The organism is Pseudomonas sp. DSP3-2-3 (genome assembly GCF_049898225.1).
Taxonomy (GTDB): domain Bacteria; phylum Pseudomonadota; class Gammaproteobacteria; order Pseudomonadales; family Pseudomonadaceae; genus Aquipseudomonas.
On sequence record NZ_JAFCXH010000015.1, the window covers coordinates 118,157 to 142,411 of the forward strand.

At 56.9% G+C, this 24,255-nt stretch carries 15 protein-coding genes and 2 pseudogenes; 4 read left to right on the plus strand and 13 right to left on the minus strand.

The window, feature by feature from the left end; genetic code table 11:
• The first annotated feature begins 77 nt into the window (after positions 1-77).
• Positions 78-305, plus strand: a complete 228-nt coding sequence (locus ACP7E4_RS18290) for a CopG family ribbon-helix-helix protein (RefSeq protein ID WP_426116439.1) — start codon at positions 78-80, stop codon at positions 303-305.
• Positions 302-1,237, plus strand: coding sequence for a type II toxin-antitoxin system RelE/ParE family toxin (locus ACP7E4_RS18295; RefSeq protein WP_426116441.1), 936 nt, complete (start codon positions 302-304; stop codon positions 1,235-1,237). The genes ACP7E4_RS18290 and ACP7E4_RS18295 overlap by 4 nt, the downstream gene beginning before the upstream one ends.
• 62 nt (positions 1,238-1,299) lie before the next feature.
• Here ACP7E4_RS18295 and ACP7E4_RS18300 read toward each other — a convergent pair whose 3' ends face one another.
• The 7 genes and pseudogenes from ACP7E4_RS18300 to ACP7E4_RS18330 form a co-directional block, all read right to left on the minus strand.
• Complete coding sequence (locus tag ACP7E4_RS18300) at positions 1,300-1,647, minus strand: hypothetical protein (protein ID WP_426116443.1); 348 nt, start codon at positions 1,645-1,647, stop codon at positions 1,300-1,302.
• A 180-nt stretch (positions 1,648-1,827) separates the two neighbouring features.
• Positions 1,828-2,745 (minus strand): methyl-accepting chemotaxis protein, encoded by a 918-nt coding sequence (locus ACP7E4_RS18305; RefSeq protein WP_426116501.1) that lies wholly within the window; start codon positions 2,743-2,745, stop codon positions 1,828-1,830.
• A pseudogene (locus tag ACP7E4_RS18310) lies at positions 2,731-3,747 on the minus strand (methyl-accepting chemotaxis protein); the annotation flags it as partial. The pseudogene ACP7E4_RS18310 and the gene ACP7E4_RS18305, both read right to left, overlap by 15 nt.
• Before the next feature lie 280 nt (positions 3,748-4,027).
• Positions 4,028-4,945, minus strand: coding sequence for a methyl-accepting chemotaxis protein (locus tag ACP7E4_RS18315; protein ID WP_426116503.1), 918 nt, complete (start codon positions 4,943-4,945; stop codon positions 4,028-4,030).
• Positions 4,931-5,950: pseudogene (locus tag ACP7E4_RS18320) on the minus strand (methyl-accepting chemotaxis protein); the annotation flags it as partial. The pseudogene ACP7E4_RS18320 and the gene ACP7E4_RS18315, both read right to left, overlap by 15 nt.
• A 198-nt stretch (positions 5,951-6,148) precedes the next feature.
• Positions 6,149-7,786 (minus strand): PvdJ/PvdD/PvdP-like protein, encoded by a 1,638-nt coding sequence (locus ACP7E4_RS18325; RefSeq protein ID WP_426116445.1) that lies wholly within the window; start codon positions 7,784-7,786, stop codon positions 6,149-6,151.
• Positions 7,787-8,154: 368 nt separating this feature from the next.
• Positions 8,155-8,580 (minus strand): hypothetical protein, encoded by a 426-nt coding sequence (locus tag ACP7E4_RS18330; protein ID WP_426116447.1) that lies wholly within the window; start codon positions 8,578-8,580, stop codon positions 8,155-8,157.
• 306 nt (positions 8,581-8,886) lie between these two features.
• On the opposite strand from ACP7E4_RS18330, the gene ACP7E4_RS18335 reads away from it, so the two are divergent.
• Positions 8,887-11,535, plus strand: a complete 2,649-nt coding sequence (locus tag ACP7E4_RS18335) for a bifunctional diguanylate cyclase/phosphodiesterase (protein ID WP_426116449.1) — start codon at positions 8,887-8,889, stop codon at positions 11,533-11,535.
• 124 nt (positions 11,536-11,659) lie between these two features.
• Here ACP7E4_RS18335 and ACP7E4_RS18340 read toward each other — a convergent pair whose 3' ends face one another.
• The 3 genes from ACP7E4_RS18340 to ACP7E4_RS18350 all read right to left on the minus strand — a co-directional run bounded on the left by ACP7E4_RS18340 (position 11,660) and on the right by ACP7E4_RS18350 (position 19,924).
• A complete protein-coding gene (locus ACP7E4_RS18340; RefSeq protein ID WP_426116451.1) occupies positions 11,660-13,285 on the minus strand; it encodes a methyl-accepting chemotaxis protein in 1,626 nt (541 codons plus the stop codon).
• A gap of 463 nt (positions 13,286-13,748) precedes the next feature.
• Positions 13,749-18,521, minus strand: a complete 4,773-nt coding sequence (locus tag ACP7E4_RS18345; protein WP_426116453.1) for an EAL domain-containing protein — start codon at positions 18,519-18,521, stop codon at positions 13,749-13,751.
• A gap of 119 nt (positions 18,522-18,640) precedes the next feature.
• Positions 18,641-19,924 carry an ATP-binding protein gene (locus ACP7E4_RS18350; RefSeq protein ID WP_426116455.1) on the minus strand — a complete coding sequence of 428 codons (1,284 nt, stop codon included), beginning with the start codon at positions 19,922-19,924 and terminating at the stop codon, positions 18,641-18,643.
• 591 nt (positions 19,925-20,515) lie between these two features.
• Here ACP7E4_RS18350 and ACP7E4_RS18355 point away from each other — a divergent pair.
• Positions 20,516-21,724, plus strand: coding sequence for a tyrosine-type recombinase/integrase (locus ACP7E4_RS18355; RefSeq protein ID WP_426116457.1), 1,209 nt, complete (start codon positions 20,516-20,518; stop codon positions 21,722-21,724).
• Here the strand turns inward: ACP7E4_RS18355 and ACP7E4_RS18360 are convergent.
• The 3 genes from ACP7E4_RS18360 to ACP7E4_RS18370 form a co-directional block, all read right to left on the minus strand.
• Positions 21,699-22,727: a DNA replication terminus site-binding protein gene (locus ACP7E4_RS18360; protein WP_426116459.1), complete on the minus strand. Its 1,029-nt coding sequence runs from the start codon at positions 22,725-22,727 to the stop codon at positions 21,699-21,701. The genes ACP7E4_RS18355 and ACP7E4_RS18360 overlap by 26 nt on opposite strands.
• Before the next feature lie 289 nt (positions 22,728-23,016).
• Positions 23,017-23,328 carry a hypothetical protein gene (locus ACP7E4_RS18365; protein WP_426116461.1) on the minus strand — a complete coding sequence of 104 codons (312 nt, stop codon included), beginning with the start codon at positions 23,326-23,328 and terminating at the stop codon, positions 23,017-23,019.
• Positions 23,325-23,957: a ParA family protein gene (locus ACP7E4_RS18370; protein ID WP_047579848.1), complete on the minus strand. Its 633-nt coding sequence runs from the start codon at positions 23,955-23,957 to the stop codon at positions 23,325-23,327. The genes ACP7E4_RS18365 and ACP7E4_RS18370 overlap by 4 nt, the downstream gene beginning before the upstream one ends.
• Positions 23,958-24,255: the final 298 nt, after the last annotated feature.

Here is a 24,255-nt window from a genome sequence, read left to right on the forward strand (position 1 = left end):
CTATCAATTACAGGCTTTTTTCAGGTTGCGTGCAGATGACGCTGTACCCTGAATTCAAGGTAAACAGGACATAATCGATGAACCCTGTCGTTTCGTTTCGTATGGATCCGGCACTTTTTGAACGGCTCAATCTTCTGGTGGAAGCGACTCACCGGGACCGGCCGTATCATTTGCGACAAGCGCTGGCTAACTATATCGAACAGCAGATCTGGCAGATTGGATCCATTCAGGAAGGTTTGGATGATGCAAAGGTAGGGAACTTCATTGAACTGACTGATATTGAAAGCAAGTGGGGCCTGGAGTGATTTTAAGATTAACGCGCAAGGCGAGCTCAGACCTGGACGGCATCTACGAACATTACAAAGAGCTGCTGGGGCCTGATCAGGCGAAAGCGGTCGTCAATGACGTGGTTCATGAAGCCAAGGCCCTGCAAGAACCTGGACTTGCCAGCACCGGTCGACCTACCGACGTGCCTGCTGTCAGGGAGTTCATCCATCAGCGCTGGCCTTTCCTGACCAGTTTCCAGGTCACCGCCGGCTCGATTGAAATACTCCGGTTTCTGCACCAGAACGGTCATCCGCTCAATCAGCCGCTTTTCCAGCAGGACCACAACGAATCTGGCGCTGGCCTGTCCGCTTCGGGTCTCAGAACCTATGCCAAGGTCGTGGACGGTGTCACCTACAACGTGCCACGCGGGATCAACCGCGACGCCAAGGGCAACGCCTGGATTGTGCGGGCGATCAGAGACAAGCAATTGATCCTCTCCGAGCGCTTCAACGATGCGCGTTTTGGCGGCACGTTGCGGGCATTGGAATGCGCCATTGGCCATCTGACTCACAGTGGTCATGCCTGGCAAGGTAGCGATGTGTTGACCCTGAACCAACGCTCAACCGTTCATTGGCGCAAACGCAGTGGCGTTGGTTTGTGTGCGGTGGCTTATGTCACCAGCAAAGGCCCGGGTCGGGGAGAGACCTTCTTCCTGTCTACTTACAAGCGCGTGGCCAGCGGTAAAGGTCTGGATAAGTTGCGCAGCAAGATGCTGACGGTCTTGCAGCACGCCTATCGGGTAGAGCTCGACTGTGCCGAGGTCCCGCAATGGGCCGTGGATGAGATGAGCGCAGAGTTGGACCGGTTATGGAAAGACGTGGCTTTTGTTGCCTTTCTCGCGGCAGGCAAGCGCAAGGCTGATCAGATTGCTGTTGCCGATTATCTGGGGCAAACCTCAGGCACTTGCTAAACCTTATGCCCAGAAAAAATTAAGCCCGGCAAAAGCCGGGCTGGAGAAGAGCAGGGAAGGGATCAGCTCAGGCGGTTTGCACCGACGCGGTCAGCACCATCAGCAGCTACGCGGTTTGCACCAACGCGATCGGCACCATCAGCAGCTACGCGGTTTGCACCAACGCGGTCAGCACCATCAGCAGCCACGCGGTTTGCACCGACGCGATCGGCACCATCAGCGGCTACGCGGTTTGCACCGACGCGGTCAGCACCATCAGCAGCAACACGGTTTGCACCGACGCGATCGGCACCATCAGCAGCGATCACAGTTGCGTTCAGTTGTTCGTGGCTATTCACGGCTGGCAGGGCGAAAGCGCTGGAAGCCAATACAGAGAAAGCCAGGCCGAAGATCAGTTTTGAAGTTTTCATGGTAGTTGCTCCAGATCGAATAATGGGGTGTTAACTCGGTATGGAGGCAATGCTACGCCGCTGGGATTTATTAAGAAGTCAATGCGATTGGTACCAATCATTGCTCAAATTGATAGTTGAACCGGACCTGCCAGAAACAACAAAGCCCGGCAAAAACCGGGCTTTGAAGTCGCTCTAAAATCAGATCTTGAAGTGACTGACCATCGTTTGCAGCTGGCCACCCAAGCGCGCGAGCTCGACGCTGGAGGCGGCGGTTTCTTCGCTGGCCGATGCGGTCTGCTCGGAGACGTCGCGCACGCTGATGATGCTGCGGCTGATTTCCTCGGCCACGGCGCTTTGTTCTTCAGCGGCGGCGGCGATCTGCTGGTTCATCGCCTGAATGTTGGACACGGTCAGGGTGATGCTTTCCAGCGAAGTGCCGGCCTTGCGGGTCAGCATCACGCTGCTGTTGGTCAGCTCGCGGCTGCTGAGCATGATGCTCGACACCTGGCGCGTGCCGTTCTGCAAACCGGCGACCAGGGCCTCGATTTCTTCGGTGGATTTCTGAGTGCGTTGCGCCAGGCCACGCACTTCATCGGCGACCACGGCGAACCCACGCCCGGCTTCACCGGCCCGTGCCGCTTCAATGGCGGCGTTGAGGGCCAGCAAGTTGGTCTGTTCGGCTACGGCCTTGATCACGTCCATGACTTTGCCGATCTTGTCGCTTTCCTGTTCCAGCAAGGTCATGGCGTCGGTAGAGCGCAACACTTCAGCGGCCAGACGCTCGATCTGGACGATGGCTTCGCCCACCACCTTGTCGCCGGCGCGGGCTTCTTTATCGGCGGTGGAAGCAGCTTCGGAGGCTTGCTCGGCGTTGCGGGCGACTTCGGCAACCGTCGCCGACATCTCGTGCATGGCGGTGGCCACCTGATCGGTCTCGACCTTCTGGCTGTTGACGCCAGCGCTGGTCTGTTCGGTGACGGCCGACAGTTCTTCGGCGGCGCTGGCAATTTGCACCACGCTGTCGCGAATGCCGCCGATCAAGTCGCGCAAGGTGCTGCCCATGCGCTGGATGCCTTGTTGCAGCACGCCCAGCTCGTCGCGACGGGTCACGGTCATCGTGTGGGTGAGATCGCCGGATGCAATGCGCTCTACAACATTAAGCGTGTCCTGCAGCGGGCGGGTGATTTGTCGCGTAATGACCGCCGCCGCCAGGATGCCCAACACCAGGGCCAGCAGCGTGCAAGTGATTTGCAGGGTGCGCGCCTGACTGGCGTTTTGTTCCCGCGCGTTGAGCTGGAACTGGTACATGGTGTCACTTACTTGAGTGATCGCACGCCCTTGATCAAAGGTTTCCTTGCTAGCGTTGACCACATCCGCGTTTGCAGCGGTAAAGCGCTGCACGGCGGCACGGTAGCCAATCAACGCAGTTTCAAGTTGCTTGAGTTTGTCGCCATGTTCGGCACCGAATGTAGCGTTGAGCTGCTCCATGCCCTTGAGTGCGGTCTCAAGCTGGCGCGTGGCTTTTTCCTGGGTAGCGGCCGTGGCGTTGCCGGTATAACCGCGGACTTCATAGCGCACCAGGGCCAGGTTTTCCTTGGCCTTCATGATGTCTTGATAGGCCTGGAATCGTTCATCGGACGCTGGCATCTTCATGACGTCATCCATGATTTGCCCAATCAGCTCGGCGCCTTTGACGGCATACACGCCCATTTCCTTGCGTACGGTGGCATCGGTTTTGTACGCCTCGCGCATCTTGCTCAGCGACTTTTGATAGTCGGCGGTCAGGCTGTTGATCTTCTGCAGGTTGCCGAGGTTGATAGGGCTGAGGAAAACGCTCGACAGTCTCTTTTGCTGCGCATCGAATCGATTCAGCGCGGCTTGTGCTGTGTCTGCGCTCTTCTCGTCGCCGTTATCCACCACGTACTGCAAGCGGGCTGAATTCACATCGTCCAGCAATGCGTTGAGTTGGGTGATGTCGACCATTCTGTCACTGCGCTCAATCAGCTTGCTCACGCTGCTCCAGCCAGTGACTGCAAGCAGGGCTGTAAGAGCCAGTACTACGCCGAAACCCAGCGCCAGTTTCATTTTGACGCTGATATTTGCAAACCACGTATTCATGACTCTCCTTGGATTTTCCAGCCAGAGCTGAAGCTGAGGAAGCAGCGCCAGTGAGTGACTGACACGGCTAAGTGCTGTTAGAGGGGGCGTTAGTTTGAGTCTAGATTGATATAGATGAATGTATGAATATCAAAAAACATGGCGATAAGCCATCATTTTTCTGATTCAGTCTATAGAAGAGAGGGCGGGCAGAGGATCTTGCAAATACGTGCGGCTGAAACGATCAAGCCCGGCTAGTTAGCCGGGCTTGATCTTATTGCGCCTTGGAAAGCTCTGACAGTTAGACTTTGAAGTGACTGACCATCGTTTGCAGCTGGCCACCCAAGCGCGCGAGCTCGACGCTGGAGGCGGCGGTTTCTTCGCTGGCCGATGCGGTCTGCTCGGAGACGTCGCGCACGCTGATGATGCTGCGGCTGATTTCCTCGGCCACGGCGCTTTGTTCTTCAGCGGCGGCGGCGATCTGCTGGTTCATCGCCTGAATGTTGGACACGGTCAGGGTGATGCTTTCCAGCGAAGTGCCGGCCTTGCGGGTCAGCATCACGCTGCTGTTGGTCAGCTCGCGGCTGCTGAGCATGATGCTCGACACCTGGCGTGTGCCGTTCTGCAAACCGGCGACCAGGGATTCGATTTCTTCAGTGGATTTCTGAGTGCGTTGCGCCAGGCCACGCACTTCATCGGCGACCACGGCGAACCCACGCCCGGCTTCACCGGCCCGTGCCGCTTCAATGGCGGCGTTGAGGGCCAGCAAGTTGGTCTGTTCGGCTACGGCCTTGATCACGTCCATGACTTTGCCGATCTTGTCGCTTTCCTGTTCCAGCAAGGTCATGGCGTCGGTAGAGCGCAACACTTCAGCGGCCAGACGCTCGATCTGGACGATGGCTTCGCCCACCACCTTGTCGCCGGCGCGGGCTTCTTTATCGGCGGTGGAAGCAGCTTCGGAGGCTTGCTCGGCGTTGCGGGCGACTTCGGCCACCGTGGCCGACATCTCGTGCATGGCGGTGGCCACCTGATCGGTCTCGACCTTCTGGCTGTTGACGCCGGCGCTGGTTTGTTCGGTGACGGCTGACAATTCTTCGGCGGCGCTGGCAATTTGCACCACACTGTCGCGAATGCCGCCGATCAAGTCACGCAAGGTGCTGCCCATGCGCTGGATGCCTTGTTGCAGCACACCCAGTTCGTCGCGACGGGTCACGGCCATGGTCTGCGTCAGGTCGCCAGAAGCGATACGCTCCACGACTGCCAGGGTTTCGCGCAACGGACGGGTGATCTGCCGAGTGATGATCACGGCAGCCAGAACGCCAAGGACCAACGCCAGCAAGGTGCAGATGAGCTGCATGTTGCGTGCATCGACACTTTCGCTGTCTCGACGATCCAGCTGGATTTTGTACATGTCGTCGCTGAGCTGGACGATGGTTTGACCTTGAGCGGTCATTTCCTTGCGCGCTGTGGCGACGTCATTGGTCGCCGCCTTGAAGGCTTGCAGGGCCTTGCGGTAATTCGTCAGTGCGGTCTCCAGCTGCTTGACGCGATCAGCCTGGCTGCCGCTGAACATCGTGTTGAGCTGCTGCAGGCCTTGCACGGCGGTGTTGAGCTGGCCGATTGCCTTTTGCTCGTTTTCGGTGGTGGCATTACCGGTATAACCGCGCGTTTCGTAGCGCGCCAGCATCAAGTCTTCCTTGGCCTTGATGATGGTTTGATACTGATCGAAGCGTCGCTCGTCATCGACGGGCAACTTCAAGACATCACCATTGATCTGCGCAATCAGCGCCGAAGCATTTTCGGCGTTGGCGCCCATATCGGCGCGTACGGTGTTAATGGTCTTGTAGCCATTGCGCATGGTGTTCAGAGACTTTTCATACTCGGCAATGACCGTGCTCAGCTGTTCCAGGAGTTTGACGTTCTCAGGACTTTTGAAGCTTTTGAGCAGTTTTTGCTGCTGGGCCTTGAAGCCGTCCAGCGCAACCTGCACGGTCTGGGCAACGGTATCGTCGCCGTCAGCCACCATGTATTGCAGGCGCGCCACCCGCAACTTGGTCAGCTGGGCGTTGAGCGTGGTGATGTCACTCATCCAGTTACTGCGATCAATGAGTTTGCTCAGACTGTTCCAGCCAGTCAAAGCGAGGATGGCAGTAAAAAAGAGTACAAGACCGAATCCCAAGGCCAACTTCATATTGACGCTGACATTAGCGAACCAGCTATTCATCGACTTCCTCCAGGAATGTCTATTTTTTCTAATGGGCAGCTGGAAGGTTGTTTTTTTAAGCCAGCAGGGCAAACACTTGTTCAACCTATCGGCGGAGAATGAAATAGCTGAACGGGGAATTATCAAAAAGTGACCGGCTGGTCTTATCGGCCTATCAGGGGGTCGGCAGCCTGGGGTTTCAGGCTCCGATCAGCTGCCTCAGGCTTTGCCCACATGAGTGCGGACGGGCAGGTTGCGCGCATAGGGTGAGCGGCTGGGTGCCCTGTGCAATGCCTGCGCAAGGTCATCGTCGCTATTGCAGGCAATTTCCAGCGCCAGCTTCATGATATCGATGTCTTTCTCCAGCGGCTTGATGGCAGTCACGCCCGGCTGCGAGAAGCAGCCATGGGTCAGCGGTCCCATCCAGGGTTCGTCGATTTCAACCCATGGACCGGGCTCAAACCAGTCGACACCCATCAAGCGACGCCGCACGATCTGCCCCGGATGAACGCGCTGATGGGCATCGAACCAGTCTTCCAGACGCTCGTCGATCCAGCCATGGAAACACCAGAACAACGGATTGACGTGGGATGAAAACGAATCGACGAGGCAGTCGTATTCTGGCGTAAACCACCGGTGCGAAAAGTCCGCCGGTTCCCGGCCGGCGGGCACTGGACTGCCATTGACCGGATCACGTGGGATGCTCGCCCAGCGTATATGCAGCCAGTCATGTAAACCCAGTTCCAGCTCCGTACCGAATTGCCCCAACGTCACGCGGGATAAATAGTCGGCATCGCGATAACGGGAATCCCACATCTGAAAGTTGGTATGAAAGGTTTCCGGACTTTTGATCAGTTCGACCCCTTCGGTGAATTTCTCATCCGAAGGCGTCAGCCATGTTGGCGGGACCGAGCAGCCGTCGACGTTCTCGAAGTAGCGGGCAAAGCCTGCCCAATCCTGATCTGCCGCTGGCTGGGGCAGAGGAAAGTGACGCCATGCGGGAGGCGCGTTCAAGGGGCGGGCAATGGTGAGCATGTGCCGATGCATGTAGAAAAAGTCGACCCCCGATCCATTGCGATCCATATTCCGCCCCCGAGCATGGCGTTCCGCGCCCAGTGGACCGGGCTGCCAGCCTAAACCGCGCAATGCATTGCGGCGCGTTTCGGACAATTCGTGCCAGAGGTCCCGGGAAGCGTGCCACAGCTGATGGTACAAGCGGTTTTCCGGTGCCGTTGCCCAGGCAACAAATTCAGGGCTGGTGGCAATCCGATAATGAGCTTTGGGGAAAGCGCGTTTGAGCGCCATGAAGCCCAGCTTCGGGCCCGTTACGCCTGTCTGGGGATCGACGGGCTGAATGGATCCGGCAAGAACGTCTGTTCCCATGGCATCCAGTGTGGCCTGCGCCTCATCGAGGGTGACCGTGAATTCATAGCGCGGCGCATAACGCGCCGAGTCCCGGTCCAGAAGTCGCCAGCGAATGAGTGTGGGTGAGGCGCCCACCAGGTCGCCGATGACTTTGTATCGAGGAAGCGCCGGGGTCCGGAGATTATCCGGCGTGTCGATGAAACCCCGCAACGCCCGGCCACGTTCTGCCGAGTCGAGGAGCAGCTCCAGCCCATCGGCGGGCAAACCGTACAAACCTTCGGCGTCGCCGGTGATTTTTACCGCCCATATGCCACGCAGACGGCTACTCAGACGTTGAATAGAGAGATCTGCCGGCTCGACTCGTGGCTGGGGTGGTGTTCCGTCGTGTTTTTCAAGATAAGCATGGACCTTGCGGCCCCCAAAATATCCCGCAGGTACCAAAGCACTGGTGATTGCCAGTCCAGCCAGGACAGTACGTCGAGTCAATTGCATCCCAATATTCCTTTATCAAGATCAGCCGTTGTCCTTGTTGAAACACCAGTCGATATGACCCTCGATGCTGGTATTCAAGACTTGATGGCTTACTGGAATTCAGGAATAGTCGTTTTATTGACTGTTTACAAGGATTGTATATTAACGCCAAGTTATTGGCATTTATGCGCATGTGATGGGGTTTTTATGATGAAGACAGGACGGTCAGAAAGTCCTTGGGGGCGCTTATTTCGGGGCGTCTGGCCGAAGCGTTGATGGAATGAGATAACTGTTAACTTTATGAAACAGTATTAAGCGGTCAGGAAAAACTTAATGCCAAAAACAATTAAGCCCGGCAAAAGCCGGGCTGGAGAAGAGCAGGGAAGGGATCAGCTCAGGCGGTTTGCACCAACGTGATCAGCGCCATCAGCAGCTACGCGGTTTGCACCAACACGGTCAGCGCCATCAGCAGCTACGCGGTTTGCACCAACACGATCAGCACCATCAGCAGCTACGCGGTTTGCACCAACACGATCAGCACCATCAGCAGCTACGCGGTTTGCACCAACACGGTCAGCACCATCAGCAGCGACGCGGTTTGCACCAACACGGTCAGCACCATCAGCAGCGACGCGGTTTGCACCAACGCGGTCGGCACCATCAGCGGCTACGCGGTTTGCACCGACGCGATCGGCACCATCAGCAGCGATCACAGTTGCGTTCAGTTGTTCGTGGCTATTCACGGCTGGCAGGGCGAAAGCGCTGGAAGCCAATACAGAGAAAGCCAGGCCGAAGATCAGTTTTGAAGTTTTCATGGTAGTTGCTCCAGATCGAATAATGGGGTGTTAACTCGGTATGGAGGCAATGCTACGCCGCTGGGATTTATTAAGAAGTCAATGCGATTGGTACCAATCATTGCTCAAATTGATAGTTGCAACGCTTCAGTGCTCAGCAATGGTGCCAGGCGCCGCCGATACGCCGTGTGTCGTGTGCACTGCTGAATGTTGCGCGAAGATGGCATCATGGGTGCGGTTTGGCAGATCCCGGCAGGCAAGCCTGCAATGGCATCGTACCGTGCTGAAAGTCTGATTGATCCCCGCAAGGCATAAATGAGTAGTTGTGTGAATAATGCCCCGTTGACTGCACGATATGTTGCTCGCTTCTATAGCACCTGTTTATTGCCCGTTGGCGTTTTGCTTATTGGCGTGATGCTTTCCTACGGCGTGGGACGGCTCGATAACGAGCGGCAAAAAAACAGTGAGCGCGCCAGAGTCGCGCTGAAACTCAGCGGAGTTGGCGCGCAACTGGAAAAACATATTCGTTCCGCTTTCAGCGAGACCGAAGGTATTGCCCAACTGTTGAGCGCCGATGGGTTTATTTCGTCGACGCATTTACGCAGCATGGCTCAGAGCGCAATTGATTCGGTGCCTTATATCCGGCATGTCGTCCTGGCCCCCAATGACATCGTCAGTGATGTATATCCCCTGGAGGGCAATGAAAGTGTGGTTCGCCTGGATTATCGAACCCTGGCGGATCAATACCCTCTTTTGCAGAAAGCCCGACTGGCCAGATCTGCGTTGATTGCAGGGCCTTTGCCCCTTTATCAAGGCGGACGAGCGCTGATTTATCGGCGTCCGGTTTTCCTGTCAGGCCATACAGGGCGCGATCTGTATTGGGGCAGCATTTCGGTGGTCGCCGATATTGATCGGCTCTTGCTGGCCGGCGGTATCAGCGAAAACAACGGGCTGGCGCTGGCGCTGCGGGGTCACGACGGGCTGGGTGAGGCGGGCGACATCATTCACGGCGACCCGGCCCTGTTCAAGGGACAACCCATTCTGGTCCCGGTGAATATCCCAGGTGGAAGCTGGCAATTGGCTGGTCGGCCCATTGAAGGGTGGCCGTCGATCTCGCTGCTGGATTCCTCGCTGTTCATCATGGCCTTGGGCGGCACGCTTGTGCTGAGCCTGTTTGCCTTGCAGGTGAGCTTGAGCCACCGCTTGATTCGCCGACGCAATATAGAACTGTGGGAAGAAATCACCGAGCGCCAGAGCATCACCTCGTCGCTTGTGCAGAGCGAAGACCGCTTTCGCGCGTTGTTCGAGCGTTCGCCCGATCCCATCTGGATTGTCGGCAACGGTGGCCTGATTAATCTTGCCAACTCTGCCGCTTTGCGGACGCTGGGTTTTGATCGTGAATCCATTCAGGACCTCACCGTACTCGACATCTCCCCGGAATTTCAGGCTGACGGCCAACGGTCGGCAGACAGAGTGCCTGTCTTGCTGGAGCAGGCGCATAACGCGCAGGCGCTGCGCTTTGAATGGCTGCACAAGCGCGCCGACGGCAGTGTTTTTCCGGCTGAAGTGACACTGTGTGCGCTGCAACTGGCGCATGAGCACGTCACTTACGCCATCGTGCGCGATATCTCCGAGCGCAAGAAAGCCAAGCAGGAGCTTGAGCGGCTGGCCCATTTCGATTCGGTGACAAACCTTCCCAACAGGGTCTTGTTTTACAAGTCCCTGGCCCAGGCCATTGAGCGGGCGATCCAGGCGGACACCAGCCTCGCCGTGCTCATTCTGGATCTTGATGGCTTCAAGCTGGTCAACGACAGTCTGGGTCATCCCATGGGCGACCTGCTGTTGCAGCAGGCGACACAGCGTTTTCTCGACGCCGTCAGGCCCGCAGACATCGTGGCCCGCCTGGGCGGTGACGAGTTCGCGTTCATCCTCTATGACCTGCACAGCGCAACCGATGCCATTCCAGTGGTGCAAACGCTGTTGCAGGCGCTGCATCAGTCGTTTGACTTGCAAGGCACCGCCGCATTGGTGACGGCAAGTATCGGCGTGGCCATGGGCCCGCAGCATGGGGTCACCGCGCAAGGCCTGCTGACCCAGGCGGATACGGCGATGTATGCGGCCAAGGAGTCCGGCCGCAACGACTACCGGTTCTATGAGGCGCAGATGACTACGCTCATCCAGGCCCGCGTTTCCCTGGAGAGGGCGTTGCGTCACGCCCTGGAGTACAACGAGTTCGAGATCTGGTATCAACCCAAGCTCGATCTGGCGACTGGCGCTCTGGATGGCGCAGAAGCATTGATTCGCTGGCGCAACCCCGAGCTGGGTCTGATTTCGCCGGCGGATTTCATCCCGCTGGCCGAGCGCACCGGGCTGATCATTCCGATTGGCGAATGGGTGCTCGATCAGGTGTGCAGCCAGGCCCGACGCTGGCGCGATAGCGGGTGCTTCAACCTGCGTATCGCCGTCAACGTGGCGGTGTTGCAGATTGAGCGCAGTGACTTCGTGGAAACCGTAAAGCAGGCTTTGCAGCGCCATGACCTTGCGCCTCAGGCGCTGGAAATCGAAGTCACGGAAAGCCTGGTCATGGAGCGTCAGGAGTTGGCGCAAGACGTTCTGGGTCGTTTACAGGCCATGGGGCTGACGGTGGCGGTCGATGATTTCGGTACCGGCTATTCGTCGCTGGCCTATCTGAAAAACTTGCCCATCGACAATCTGAAAATCGACCGGACCTTCATCTCGGATCTGCCCCATGGCGCAGGCTACATCGCGATCACCCGGGCAATCATCGACCTGGGTCACGCCCTGGGTTTCACCGTCACCGCAGAAGGCATCGAAACGCCCGAGCAACTGGCGTTCCTGCAAGGAGCCGGCTGCGATACTGGCCAAGGCTACCTGATCAGCCGGCCGATGCCGGCCAGTCAGTTCGAGGCCTGGCTGGAAGATGCCCTGCCTACCGGTATTGCCCACATCAGGTAGGGCCGGACTTGTGCGGGAAGGCGGTGGCATAGACACCGGGCTGGGTCAGGCGAAATGCTGCCGGCCCAGCCGACGCCTCGGGGACAAGTCCCCTCCTACACAGTCTGTACAGGTTTGCGCCAGGTCAAACCACGAATCGCGCCACCATTGCGTTCAGGTCCACTGCCAGTCGCGACAATTCATGGCTGGCCGCGCTGGTCTGGTTGGCGCCAGTGGCCGACTGGGTCGCCAGATCGCGGATGTTGACCAGATTGCGGTCCACTTCCCTGGAAACCTGAGCCTGTTCTTCTGACGCACTGGCGATCACCAGGTTGCGTTCGTTGATCTGCGAAATGGCTTCAGTGATCTGCTCCAGCGCATCGCCAGCAGCGCGCGCCAGTTCGAGGGTCGACTGCGTACGATTGGTGTTGAGCGCCATGGACTGCACCGCATTGCCTGTACCGCTTTGAATCCCGGCCACCATCTGCTCGATTTCCTGGGTGGATTGAGCGGTGCGGTGCGCCAGGGCGCGAACTTCGTCAGCCACTACCGCAAACCCTCGTCCCGCTTCGCCTGCCCGCGCCGCTTCAATGGCCGCGTTCAGGGCCAGCAGGTTGGTCTGCTCGGCGATGGAGCGGATCACGTCCAGCACCTTGCCGATATCACGACCCTGCTCGGCCAGGCCTTCGACCAGATTGGAAGTGGTTTGCACATCCTGAGTCATGGCCTGAATGGCCTTGACAGTTTCGAGCACTTTATCGCGGCCCTGGCGCGCGGTCTGATTCGACGCCTGGGAAGCCTCGGAGGTAGAGACCGCGTTGCGTGCGACTTCTTCCACTGCGGCGGTCATTTCGTTGACTGCGGTGGCAGCCTGTTCGATTTCGCTATTTTGCTGCTGCAGTCCCCGTGAGGACTCCTCGGTGACAGCGCTCAACTCTTCGGCCGCCGATGCCAGTTGCGTGGCAGATCCAGAAATTTGTTCAATGGTCTGGCGCAGGTTGCGCTGCATGATTGCCAGTGCTTCAAGTAAACGGGCGGATTCATCCTTGCCATCGACCTCGATAGGCATGGTGAGATTGCCCCCGGCAATCTCCTGTGCCGCGCGCACCGCCCGGTTCAGAGGCGTCACGATGCTGCGGGTCAACAGCCAGGCCAGCAGCACGGTCAACAGTGCCGCCACGACTGCCACGGCAATGATCGCCTGGGCCGCTCCGCTGTATTGTTCGCCGGCAATTTTTGAATCCGCGCTGGCATTAGTCTTGTTAATAGCCACCAGTTTCCTGAGTTGATCACCCATCAAGTCCGAAGCGTCTTTCATCCGGCTGTTGATCAGTGTCCGCATCTCGTCGACTTTATCTTGCCGCGACAGCTCTAGCGCCTCGTTTTGAGCGACCAGGTACTTGTCCAGCGTGGCGTCGAATTGTTTATATAAATCAAGTTCTTCGCCTTCAGAAGGCAGTGCCGCGTAGTTGCTCTTGGCTTGCTGAACCTTGCCGGCAAGTTCACGCATTCGATCGTCGGTACCCTTTAATAGGGCGGGCTCACGATTGATCAAGATACGGAAGGAAGTAATGCGCAAACGCAGCACGTTTTCCGTGATGTCCCCGAGATAGCCTACGCTGGGCAGGCTATTGGTCTCCATTTGAATAGTCGCCTGACGAATGACAGACATCCGATTGAGGGCAAAGAAACCCAGAGCAATGACCAATAAGGCGATAAACGCAAATCCCAGAAACGCCCGCGGTGCGATATTTATATTTCTCAGGTACATGATTATTCTCATTGGAAGACAACGAAATGCAATCCGTGCGTCGTTCGTTAACAAGTAGACTGGCTTATCAACGGGGGCGCGACTGCAAAAGAGTCCGGGCACCCTGTAATACTATCGGCCAGGCTTGAGGAATAATTTAGTGTAACGGGAATTATATTTTCTGCTTTGAAAGAGATGCCATGAGCGCGCTGTTGGAGATTCTATGTCGGGGGGCAACCGCCAGGCGCCAGACGTATTGTCTGAACCGACGCCTTCCCGGCTAAAGCCGGTCCCACTGTGGGACCGGCTTTAGCCGGGAAGACGGCATTCCAGTAGACGCAAATGCATCGGCTGTACGTGCAGATCCGTTGGAGCGAGGCTTGCCCGCGAATCAGGCGCCTCGATGGCCCAGATCTACCGCGTCATCGTTCTTCGCGGGCAAGCCTCCAACGTGATGCCGCAACGGAATCTCCTACCTGTTTGGTCAAACTTCCTTGAGCTCGCCCACGACCGGACTTTCATCCTTTTTCATAATCAGATCATGGTGTTGAAACGCCTGGGCGATGGTCATGCGCAGTTCCTTGTCGTCCCATGGCTTGGTGAGGAATTTGTAGATCGCTCCCTGGTTAATCGCGTCGGTCACTGATTTCAGGTCGGTGTAGCCTGACAACACAATGCGTACGGTTTCGGGGTACAGATCCTTGACCCGGCTGAGGAATTCGGTGCCGTTCATTTCCGGCATGCGCTGGTCGGACAGGATCACGTGCACGTCATGCTTGGCCAGCAAGGCAAAGGCATCGGCGGCGTTTCTGGCGGTCAGGATCTGGTAGCCGTCACGGCGCAGCACGCGGCTCAAGGCGCGCAGGATGTTCTCTTCGTCATCAAGCAGCAGCAGGGTTTGCTCGCCGGCATTGATGCCCTGGGCCGGACGTTGCAGTTGGAGGAGTTGCTGCTGCTCGTGGAGGAATTGTTCCAGGTCCTTGAGCGGCATCGGTTTGGCGAAGTAATAGCCCTGGAACGCGTCGCACTGGTTCTTCTTCAGGAAATCGAACTGCGGTTCGTTTTCCACGCCTTCGGCAATCACCTTCAATCCCAAGTGGTGGGCCATGGAAATGATGCCCTGGGTAATCGCTGCGTCGTTGCGGTCGCTGATGATTTCCTGGACGAACGAGCGATCAATCTTGACCTTGTCGATGGGCAGGCGCTTGAGGTAATTGAGGCTGGAAAACCCGGTGCCGAAGTCATCGATGGCGATGTGCACACCGATTTTCTTCAGCGCTTGCAGGGTCTGAATGGCCTTCTCGGCGTTGTCCATCAGCACCGACTCGGTGATCTCCAGTTCCAGCAGTTCGGCGGGTAAACCGGTGTTTTTCAGAGTGGTTTGCACAAAGTCGATGAAGTTCGCCCGCTGGAATTGCAGCGGGGAAATGTTCACCGCCATGACCTGATTCTTCCAGCCCTGATCGAATAGCAAGCGTGCGTGCTGGCAGGCGGTAATGAGCGCCCATTCGCTCATGGGAATGATCTGGCCGGTGTCTTCGGCGACGGGAATGAACTGGATGGGCGGGATGAAACCATGCTCGGCATGCTGCCAGCGCATCAGCGCTTCATAGCCGGTCACCCGGCCGCTGCGCGCGTCGATCTGCGGTTGGTAGTAGAGCTGCAAGGTCTGGGCTTCGATCGCTTTTTGCAGTTCGTTGCGTAGATAAACCCGCTCGCTGACTTTCTGATTGAGGTCTTCGGTGTACCACTGATAGCTGTTTTTGCCCTGACGCTTGGCTTTGTACATCGCCAGATCCGCCTGCTGAATCAGATGCATCGGCTGCTCGATGGTGCCATCGGTCATGGTAATGCCCATGCTGGCAGTGATCTGCAGTTCAGTGCCCTCGATCTTGTAGACGCGACCAATGTTTTCAATCAAGCGGTTGGCCACCTGCAAGACATCTTCGGCCTTGGCGAGGTCCGGCAAAATGATAATGAACTCGTCACCGCCCAGACGCGCCACGGTATCGCCAGGCCGCACCTGTTGTTCCATGCGCCGCGCCACTTCGATCAGGATCAGATCGCCAATACTGTGGCCCAGGCTGTCGTTGATTGGCTTGAAACCGTCCAGGTCGATGAACATCACCGCCAGGGTGCGTTTGTAGCGGTTGCTGATCTTGCAGCCCTGAATCAGGCGATCTTCCAGCAGCGTGCGGTTGGGCAGGCCGGTCAGGACATCGTGGCTGGCGTTATGGGCCAGCTCCGATTCAAAGCGTTTCTGTTCGGAGACATCGCGCAGCGCCACTACCCAGCCTTGCGGCCCTTCCTCGTTGATCAACGGTGCGCTGTCGAACGCCAGGTAACGCTCGCCCTGCGGCACTCGCCAGCGGCTGACTTCGCCGTGGTAGCTGCTGGTGCGCGCGCTGTGCTGGCTGTCACTGAGGGCCAGCGGCAGATAATGCTCCAGGGCCTGGCCCACCAGCGCTTCGGCCGGCTGGTTCAACAAGTCGGCTGCCGTCGGATTGATGAAGGTCAGCAGTCCTTGGCGATCCACCGCCAGCAAACCTTCGCTGACACTGTTGGTGATGGCGGAAGTGAATTCCAGCTGCGTTTTCAAGCGCAGTTCGCCGGCCAGGACGGCCTGGACCAGCTGACTGTTTTTCATGACCGCCACGGCCATTTGTGCAAACTGCTGAGCAATGGCCAGGTCGTCCTGGTCGAACTCGCCTTCGTACTTGTCCGAGAGCTGCAACAGACCCAGGTTGGTTCCGTCATGGTCCTTGAGCGGCACGGCCAGCCAGCCGCGTTTGGCCGGCGAGGTGCGCGTCATGGCGCCTTTGGCGTGCCAGCGCGAATGGTTGTCCAGCTCGTCGCGGGTCAGCAGGATCGGCTGGTTGGTGTCACGGATCTTGGCGTTGAAATCCAGGTCGTCGGCAGCAATGGATTCATAAGGCCAGTCGGAATATTTCTCGGACAGCGAAACCGAATGAATGGCCGGCGCGCCCTCTGGCGTCTCGCTCAGATCGATGACCGACTGATGGGCGCCGAGCAACAGACGCAAGCGTTCGGCCATGTAGTCGAGCAAGGTATCGTTGTGAGTGTGACTGTTGATGATGCTGTTGATGTTCACGGCAGTCTCACTCAGACCGCCGAGCAGTTCGGCCTGGTGCTCGGAGTGTTGCAACGCCTCGCGCAAGGCGCGCAGGGTGCTGTTGCGCTCGCTGAAATCCTTGGCGATGCCGAAGCCGCCGACGACCTTTTCATCGATGACGATGGGCAGGTGAGTCAGGCCCACGTCGATCAATTGACCGTCGCGTGTGCGCAGCAGGCCTTCATCGCGCAACGAGCCGCCGGTGATGGTGGTGCTGATGTAATCGGCGAGTTTCGACGGGTCTTCATTGTGGACCAGCAGCGACAAGTGCTCGTTGAGCAACTCTTCTTCGCTGTAGCCCGCCAGCTCACAACCGGCCTGGTTCATGCTGGTAAAACGGCCTTGCAGATCGAAGGAAAACACCGGGTCCGGGTTGAAGGTAAACAGCGAGCGGTAGCGCTGTTCGCTCTGCTGCAAACGCAGCCGGTCATTCAGATGTTCGATGGCCAGGGCCGCGAGCTGGCTGGCGGTGCTGATCAGTTGCAGGTGCTCGGCGGTCGGGGCGAGCGGAATCCGGTGATACATGGCGAACGCGCCGAGGATTTCTCCGCGATGGGAAATCAGCGGAATCGACCAGCAGGCATGCAGATCATTGCTCAGCGCCGCCTCGTGCAGGTTCTCCCAGAGCGGATCGCTGGCGATGTCATCGCTGATCACCAGCTTGCGCCGAAACACCGCCGTGCCGCAGGTGCTGTCTCGGGGGCCGATGGCCATGCCATGCAGCAGTCGGGTAAAAGACAGCGGCAGACTTGCCGCCGAACCAAGCAGCAGGTGTTTTTGCTCCTTGTCCACCAGCAGCACCGAGCACATGCTTTGCGCCGCCTGGGATTCGGCCAGCACGCAAACACTGTTGAGGATCTGCGTCAGCGGCTGATCAGTGGAGATCATGGTGAGGATGTCGCGCTGCTCCCTGGCGAAGCTTTCGCTGTCCACCAGCGGCGTGACGTCATGTGCCATGGCGTACAGCGTGCGCTCGCTGGCAGACCAGCGTCCCGACCAGTGCAGGTGCACGACAGTGCCGTCCTGGCGTCGGCAACTGCCGCGAAAATTATGCCGCTCGCCACCATCGATCATGGCTTGCAGGGTGATCTGGGTAAACGCCCGGTCTTCGGGCAGCAGATAGTCGAACAGCGATTGACCGATCATCTCGTCCGGACGATAACCCAGCACGCTGGCCGTTGAAGGGCTCAGCTCGGTAAACCGACTGTGTTCATCCAGTGAGCACAGGATGTCTTCGGAAAACTCCATGATGCGCAGGTTCAGCGCCTGCAGGCTGGCATGTTCACGCAAACTGGCCTGCAGCGCCTGGTTGGCGGCATGCAGATGCTGGGAATGCTTGATCGCCAGCCGGGCCAGACGTTGGCTGGTCATGATCAGGAAACTGAAGATCAGCCCCAGCCCCAGAATCAGGTTAGGCAAATACTCCACGGCAAAGCTGTCGGCGGGATCCTGGTTGGCCAGGTGTTGCTGGCTGAGCATGTACCAGGTCAAAACCGTGGTCAGGGCACCGATGATGCCGGCACTGACGGTTAGCCGGTCGAGCAATTGCGCACGCTGTTCAGGAAGGCGCGGCAGCAGGATCAGCGCTACGCCAATCAGCAGGGTGAACAGATGGGCGATGTAATTGCTTTCGAGCCTGAAGCCGATGTGATTGAGGTCCAAGCCGGGCAACCAGGTGCTGGTGTAGGTCACGGCTACCAGCATTACCAGGACAAATCCGCTGATTTGACTCAACCAGCGCCCCGCTGTACCACGATGGGAAAACGCCATGGCCAGGCCCATGCAAAGCACCAGACCCGCCAGCGGACTGCGCATTCGCAACAGTCCGCTAACCCGGGAAATCCCGTCCAGCCCCGACATGGCGTTGTGACCAAGGGTATACAAACACAAACCGATCAATAGACTGCTGAAAAACGTAGCCAGTTGATACTGACTGTGTGCGGCACTGAGCAGGCCTGCACAGATCAACAATGCCGCCAGGGACACATCGGAAATCTGCACCACGTTCAAGCGGCTGGAGTGCTCGATGAACAGAAAACCGATCAACCCGATCACACTGAAGGCAACCAGAGCGAAGGCAACGAGGTGGATGTAAATCTGGGCAACTACGTAGCGGTTTTTCATCAAATTCCTTACATCACGGCTCGAAGGTTCAACGGTCTACGGGGTGTGATTTCAAGGAGGTTCAGGTGCCATCGTGTTGCCGGGCGGCTTGAACAGCAGCATGGTACAGGCTGTTTCGGTCATGGCTGACTATCCGCGAAGCCAGTATCGGGCTGACGCAGCGGCAGCCACAAGCGAAAGCGCGAGCCTTGTCCGGGCTCACTGTGTACTTCCAGTCGGCCGTGGTGTTTTTGCACAATGTTGTATGACAGGGTGAGTCCCAGGCCGGTGCCCTGCCCGACTGGTTTGGTGGTGAAAAACGGGTCATAAATACGGTTGAGGACTGCAGGTTCTATGCCTTTGCCGGTGTCTTGTACTTCCACCCAGACCCAATCGTCTTCATGACCGCAACGCAGCGTAATGACGCCAAACTGCTCGATGGCATGCGCGGCATTGATCAACAGGTTCATGACTACCTGATTGATTTGCGACGGAATACATTGCACCTCGGGTATTTCAGCAAACTCCCTGACCACTTCCGCCTTGTATTTTAGTTCGTTATTGACCATGTTCAGCGTCGAATCCAGGCCTCGCTGCAGGTCCGCCAAGAGAAACTCATCCTCTTCGATATGAGAGAAATCCTTGAGCGCGGTGATGATTTTCTTCACCCGATCTATGCCATCTTCGGACTCGACAATCAATGCTTCGACGTCGTTGCGAATGTAGTCATATTCCAGGCTTTGCTTGAGTTTGCGCAGCTCATCGACACTTGCCACCGTATCGACGGCATCGATGATGCGCAGCAAGTCATTGACATAACCGCCCAGGGTTTTCAGGTTCGAGAACACATAACCGATAGGGTTGTTGATCTCATGGGCGACGCCGGCGGCCAGTTGGCCTATCGCCGCCAGGCGTTCTGATTGCAGCAGCTGGACATGGGCTTTTTCCAGTTTGCTGACAATGTGATCCAGTTCCAGCTGCTTGGTATTGAGCGCCTGAAGTGCCGCGCTCAGGGGTTCGTGGGTCCGGGCGAAATCAGTGCTGTCGTAGAGCAGCAGCCCGAAACAGAGCACTCCGTTGGCCTGGATAAATGGAAACAGCAGCGTACTTTGCAGCATTAAAGTAGCAGGATGCCCGGCTGCAGAGTTGGTCAGGCGAATCAGGTAAGGTGTTTCTCGCCACTGGGTATAGACGTGCTGCCCGTCACTGCGCACCTTGCTGATCATAGCGCTCAGATGCGGCGTGTCCGCTTCTGGAAATACGCTGATAAACGGAAGGTACAAGGCTTGATTCAGGTCTTTCTGGCTGGCAACACTGATAAAACTGTTCCAGTACTGAATGCGTAATTCAGAGTCCAGAATAATAATGCCGACATCAACAGGCTCGATATAAGCGCCATTGGAATATATCTTCCCGCCTTCCATCCTGATCCCCACTGCCTACAACGCCTAAAGGCCGAGAAAGCTTAATGCACTCAGCTGACCATTCCAATTGGATTTGGAAAATTTATTATGCATCTTATCGAATGTTTATTTTGGAAATTATTCCGTATTCAAAAAAGTGGCGAAATATTCGAGTATGCGACCGGAGGGTGGAAGATTAATTCAGCAGTCTGCACGGAAATAGATAAAAGCGGGCTGCTGTTTTGATTGGGCGCGGCGCATTATTTTTGGTCTTTTCAACCTATCAGAAGAAAGTGTTTTTAATATCCATATTAAATTCAGGTTATTACGTCATGGGTATATGCATGACCTCCCAGAAGTATTCACCTGCTGAGCATAAGTTCAACCTCCACCTTAGACCGTAGCTACCCTCCTCCCAGGCATCGCGTTTGTGCAGGCTCCGGCCCGAGCTTGTCGTCGGGTGTGGGTCTTGATGTGGGACCTTTGTGCGCATCTTGGTTAAAATCCCCTAAAATATTGGAGTTAGAGATCAATGTACGCAGAGGGATACTCCGCGTACATTTCGCTGTAGAATTCAACGTCCGCCTGACCTAATTCCCAGAAGAACCACGAATGAGCAAACTGACGCAGTCCTTCGTCAGGACCATCGAAAAGCCTGGCAGCTATCACGATGAGCGCGGATTGATCCTGCGGGTCAGCGCCGTGGGCACCAAGAAATGGTTACTGCGCTATCAGCTCAATAATCGACGTCACGATTTGGGCTTGGGTGCGTTCCCGGCCGTGTCCCTCAAGGCCGCGCGGCTTGCGGTCGACACTCATCGGCTGGATCTGTCGCAAGGTATTGATCCGCTGAGCAAGCGGGTTTTGCTGGACGCCTCGCAAACGTTGTCGGCACCGGAGCTTGTGACATTCCGCATCGAAGCCGAACGCTACATCAAAACCCATAGGCAGAGCTGGAAAAATGTCCGGCATGCTCAGCAGTGGTCGCACTCGCTACGTGATCATGTGTATCCGTTGCTGGGCGACATGCCGGTGGCCAGCGTTGATACCGAGCATGTGCTGGATGTGCTCACGCCCATCTGGACCAACATCCCGGAAACTGCCTTTCGATTGCGTAACCGCATGGAGCTGGTGCTCGATGCGGCCAAGGCTCGTAAATTGCGCGAAGGCGAAAACCCGGCGCGCTGGCGTGGGCATCTCGACAAACTGCTGCCTCGGCAGAAGCACACAAAAATGCCATTTTCCGCCATGCCGGCCGAGGAAGTCGGTCCTTTTATTCGCCGGCTGGACAGCCTGGCCAGTACTGCAGCGCGGGCCTGTGAATTGCTGATCTACACCGCTTGCCGAAGCTCGGAAGTCTGCGATGCGCGCTGGTCCGAATTCGACCTGGCTGCGGGTTTGTGGACCATCGATGCGGCGCGGATGAAGGCTGGCAAGGTCCACCGTGTCCCGCTGTGTCAGGGCGCGATCCAGGTTCTGGAGCAACAACAAGGCAAGCATCCGCTGTATGTGTTCCCCAACGCCAGACACTCTGCGAGCTTGCCGGGCAATGCACTGCGGCGCATCATGCAGCAACTGCAGGCCAGCGAATTCGTGCCCCACGGCTTTCGCTCTACGTTTCGTACCTGGGCGGCAGAGAACACGCTGTTCCCCCGCGAAGTCTGTGAAATGGCGCTGGCTCACTCTCTGGAAGACAAAGTCGAGGCGGCTTACAACCGGGGCGACCTGCTGGAAAAGCGCCGGCAGCTGATGAGCGAGTGGGCCGAGTTCATCCAGGCTGGTGCGGCCGAGGTGTTCAATCCTTGTCCGGAGCCAGGTTGAGGCCCAGCTGGGCTTTTTCGACAGGGAGAGCTTCAACCGGATCTTTGTGAACGTTGCCCGAATACGTCGATGCGACATCGCTGGGTTTACTGGCAGGCACGACTGCCTTGCGCTGGCCCACCAGGTCATCGGGGTTGAGGTACAGGTTCATGCGCGGGATGACTTCGATGCGGGATTTCTTGTCGGGTCGCTCGGCCTGACGTGCATGCCGATCAAAGTGCCGCAGCTCATGCACCGTGGTGGGCTCTTCACCCGCCAGGACAAACATCGGCAAGTTGCTGTGAATCATCGCGTCGTAGCGTGAGCTTGCCGAGAAATACACCATCGCCCGGGGATGCGGCGCGACCTTTTTGTATTTGATCAGGCTGGCCTGATCGGCCAGGTTGACGATACGGCGCAGCTCCGCACCGGCCAGGGTTTGTCCGATGTCGATGCTTTCCCTGGCGGATTGCTGTTCGGCGGCCTTGCTCAGCAACTCCCTGACTTTGCCCACCGCGATGCGCTCGCCTCCCGTGGTGTGTCCCGCCCAGGTGAACACAATCAGCCGCGGACAGATATCGAATACTTGGGTATGACGCGCCAGCTGCTTCATGCTGAATTGCACACCCAACGCCTGGCGCAGGATTTTTGAGCGTGCGGTAGGCGCCAGATTCAGTTCGATGCGCGTCTGTTCAATCGCCCCCATCAGCTCATCCTTCAACTGGTTGATCTCTTGTATCCAAGGCAAGACGCTCCGATTGAGCGCGAAGTAACCCGGCAAACGCATCACTGTTCCCGGCGCCTGACCAGGCGCCCGTTCAAACTGCGTCATCGCCCGCACCGTTGCTTCAATAGCCGCAGCCCCTTCCAGGGGATGAACCTCAATCAAGTCAGGCGCCTTTTGTTCGGCCAGCAATGGCAGCTGCCAGACCTGCGCAGAGACGACCCATTCAGGCCACAGTTGATTGAAAGCGCTAAGTTTACTGACCAATTGCGCGTGGATTGCCGTGATATCGCTATGCATGGGAGCCTCTGAATATTAATACCACCCCTAACATAGCACTTATATCTACAAAGCGCTCTTCCCTCTCGCCTTGCCGGTCGAAACCAGCGAGAAGGAAAAGCAGCAATCAACACTTCTAGGTTTCAAGGGGTGGTATTAACAACGCTATCGATAGCTAGCCAGCTATATAGCTAGCTATCACCCCTGCCCTGCCCTGCCCTACTTGGATCTTCACCTGGCTATGCCGGTTCGGCGTTACCTTGTGGCAAGGATAGCGTTTCAAAGATAGCTAGCTATATAGATATATATTTTATTTGAGACTGTAGTGCTTCTTCAGGAGCTGCTGGATGATGTCGGTCTCAGTAACCCGCTTGCCCGTCTTGGCTGATTCCTGAGCAGCGCCCAGTTTCAAGGCGTTGGCAATATCCCATCGCAGGCGGAACAATTTCTGCACTGTAGGTTCCGGCTTGAATGCTTCGATGGCGTTGGCTGTAGCGTCTTCTAGTGCAGCCTTCTCCGGAGCCGAGCGCGATTTGGACAACGCCTTGTCCGCCTCCCCTCCTTCGAGAAAATCGTTCGGGTCCTTATTGAAGCTTTTGATGTCTGGCTTGGACTTGATCATCCCAACACCTCAGCAAAGAAAGCGTTCATTTCCTGGATAGCGGCGTGGTCACGCTTGAGCTCATGCACGATGGCGCCTTCACTGATGCAGCGACGGAAAGCCACACGCTCACAGATCTTGGTTTTGAACACGCTGAATGACTGCTCCTCAAGGAAGGTCAACATTTCACCTGTGTCCTTGGTGCGGGTGTCCACCCTGGAGAGCAACATACGCACGTCCAGGTCCGGATTGTAGTCTCGTGCCAGATCGACGACGGTCAACAGGTCAGTCATGGCAGCGGCGTCAAATGAACTGGCTCCAACCGGAACAATGACCACTTCGGCCAGCAGCAACGCCGAACGCAGGCCTACCGAATCGCGGCCACCGGCATCAACGACAACATGCTCATAGGAGCTGGCCAGGTGACGGCCTTCAGAGTTGATGGCTTTGCCTTGCAAACAAACGGTTGTCGGGCTCGGGCTGTATTCCGGGTTGTCACGACGCCAGGCTGCCCAACTTGCCGCACTGGCTTGCGGGTCACCATCGATCAAAAGAGTTTTGCCGCGTGTTGCGAGCATCGTTGCAAGGTGCACAGCCGTTGTGGTTTTGCCAACGCCGCCCTTGGTGTTTACACAAGCAAAAATGGTCACTGTGGTTCCCTTTTCCAATGTATAGCTATATAGATAGCTATAAGACAGCTAGCAGTATAGCTATCTATATAGATAGCTAGCTATACCTGTAGACGCGGGATTGGCCTTATTTTTGTGTAGGACGTTTGCATAGCCCATGACAGACCTACCTGAACTTTTTGAAGGATTAATCACTTTGTTCATTGATGCTTCACGGGCCTGGCGCTGTTTTTGAACTGTTTTTGAAATAGAAACCGAGGCTGCTGATTTCGGTGTTTCAAGATGGATGCGCGTCATACTCAGGAATATTTCAGGAAAC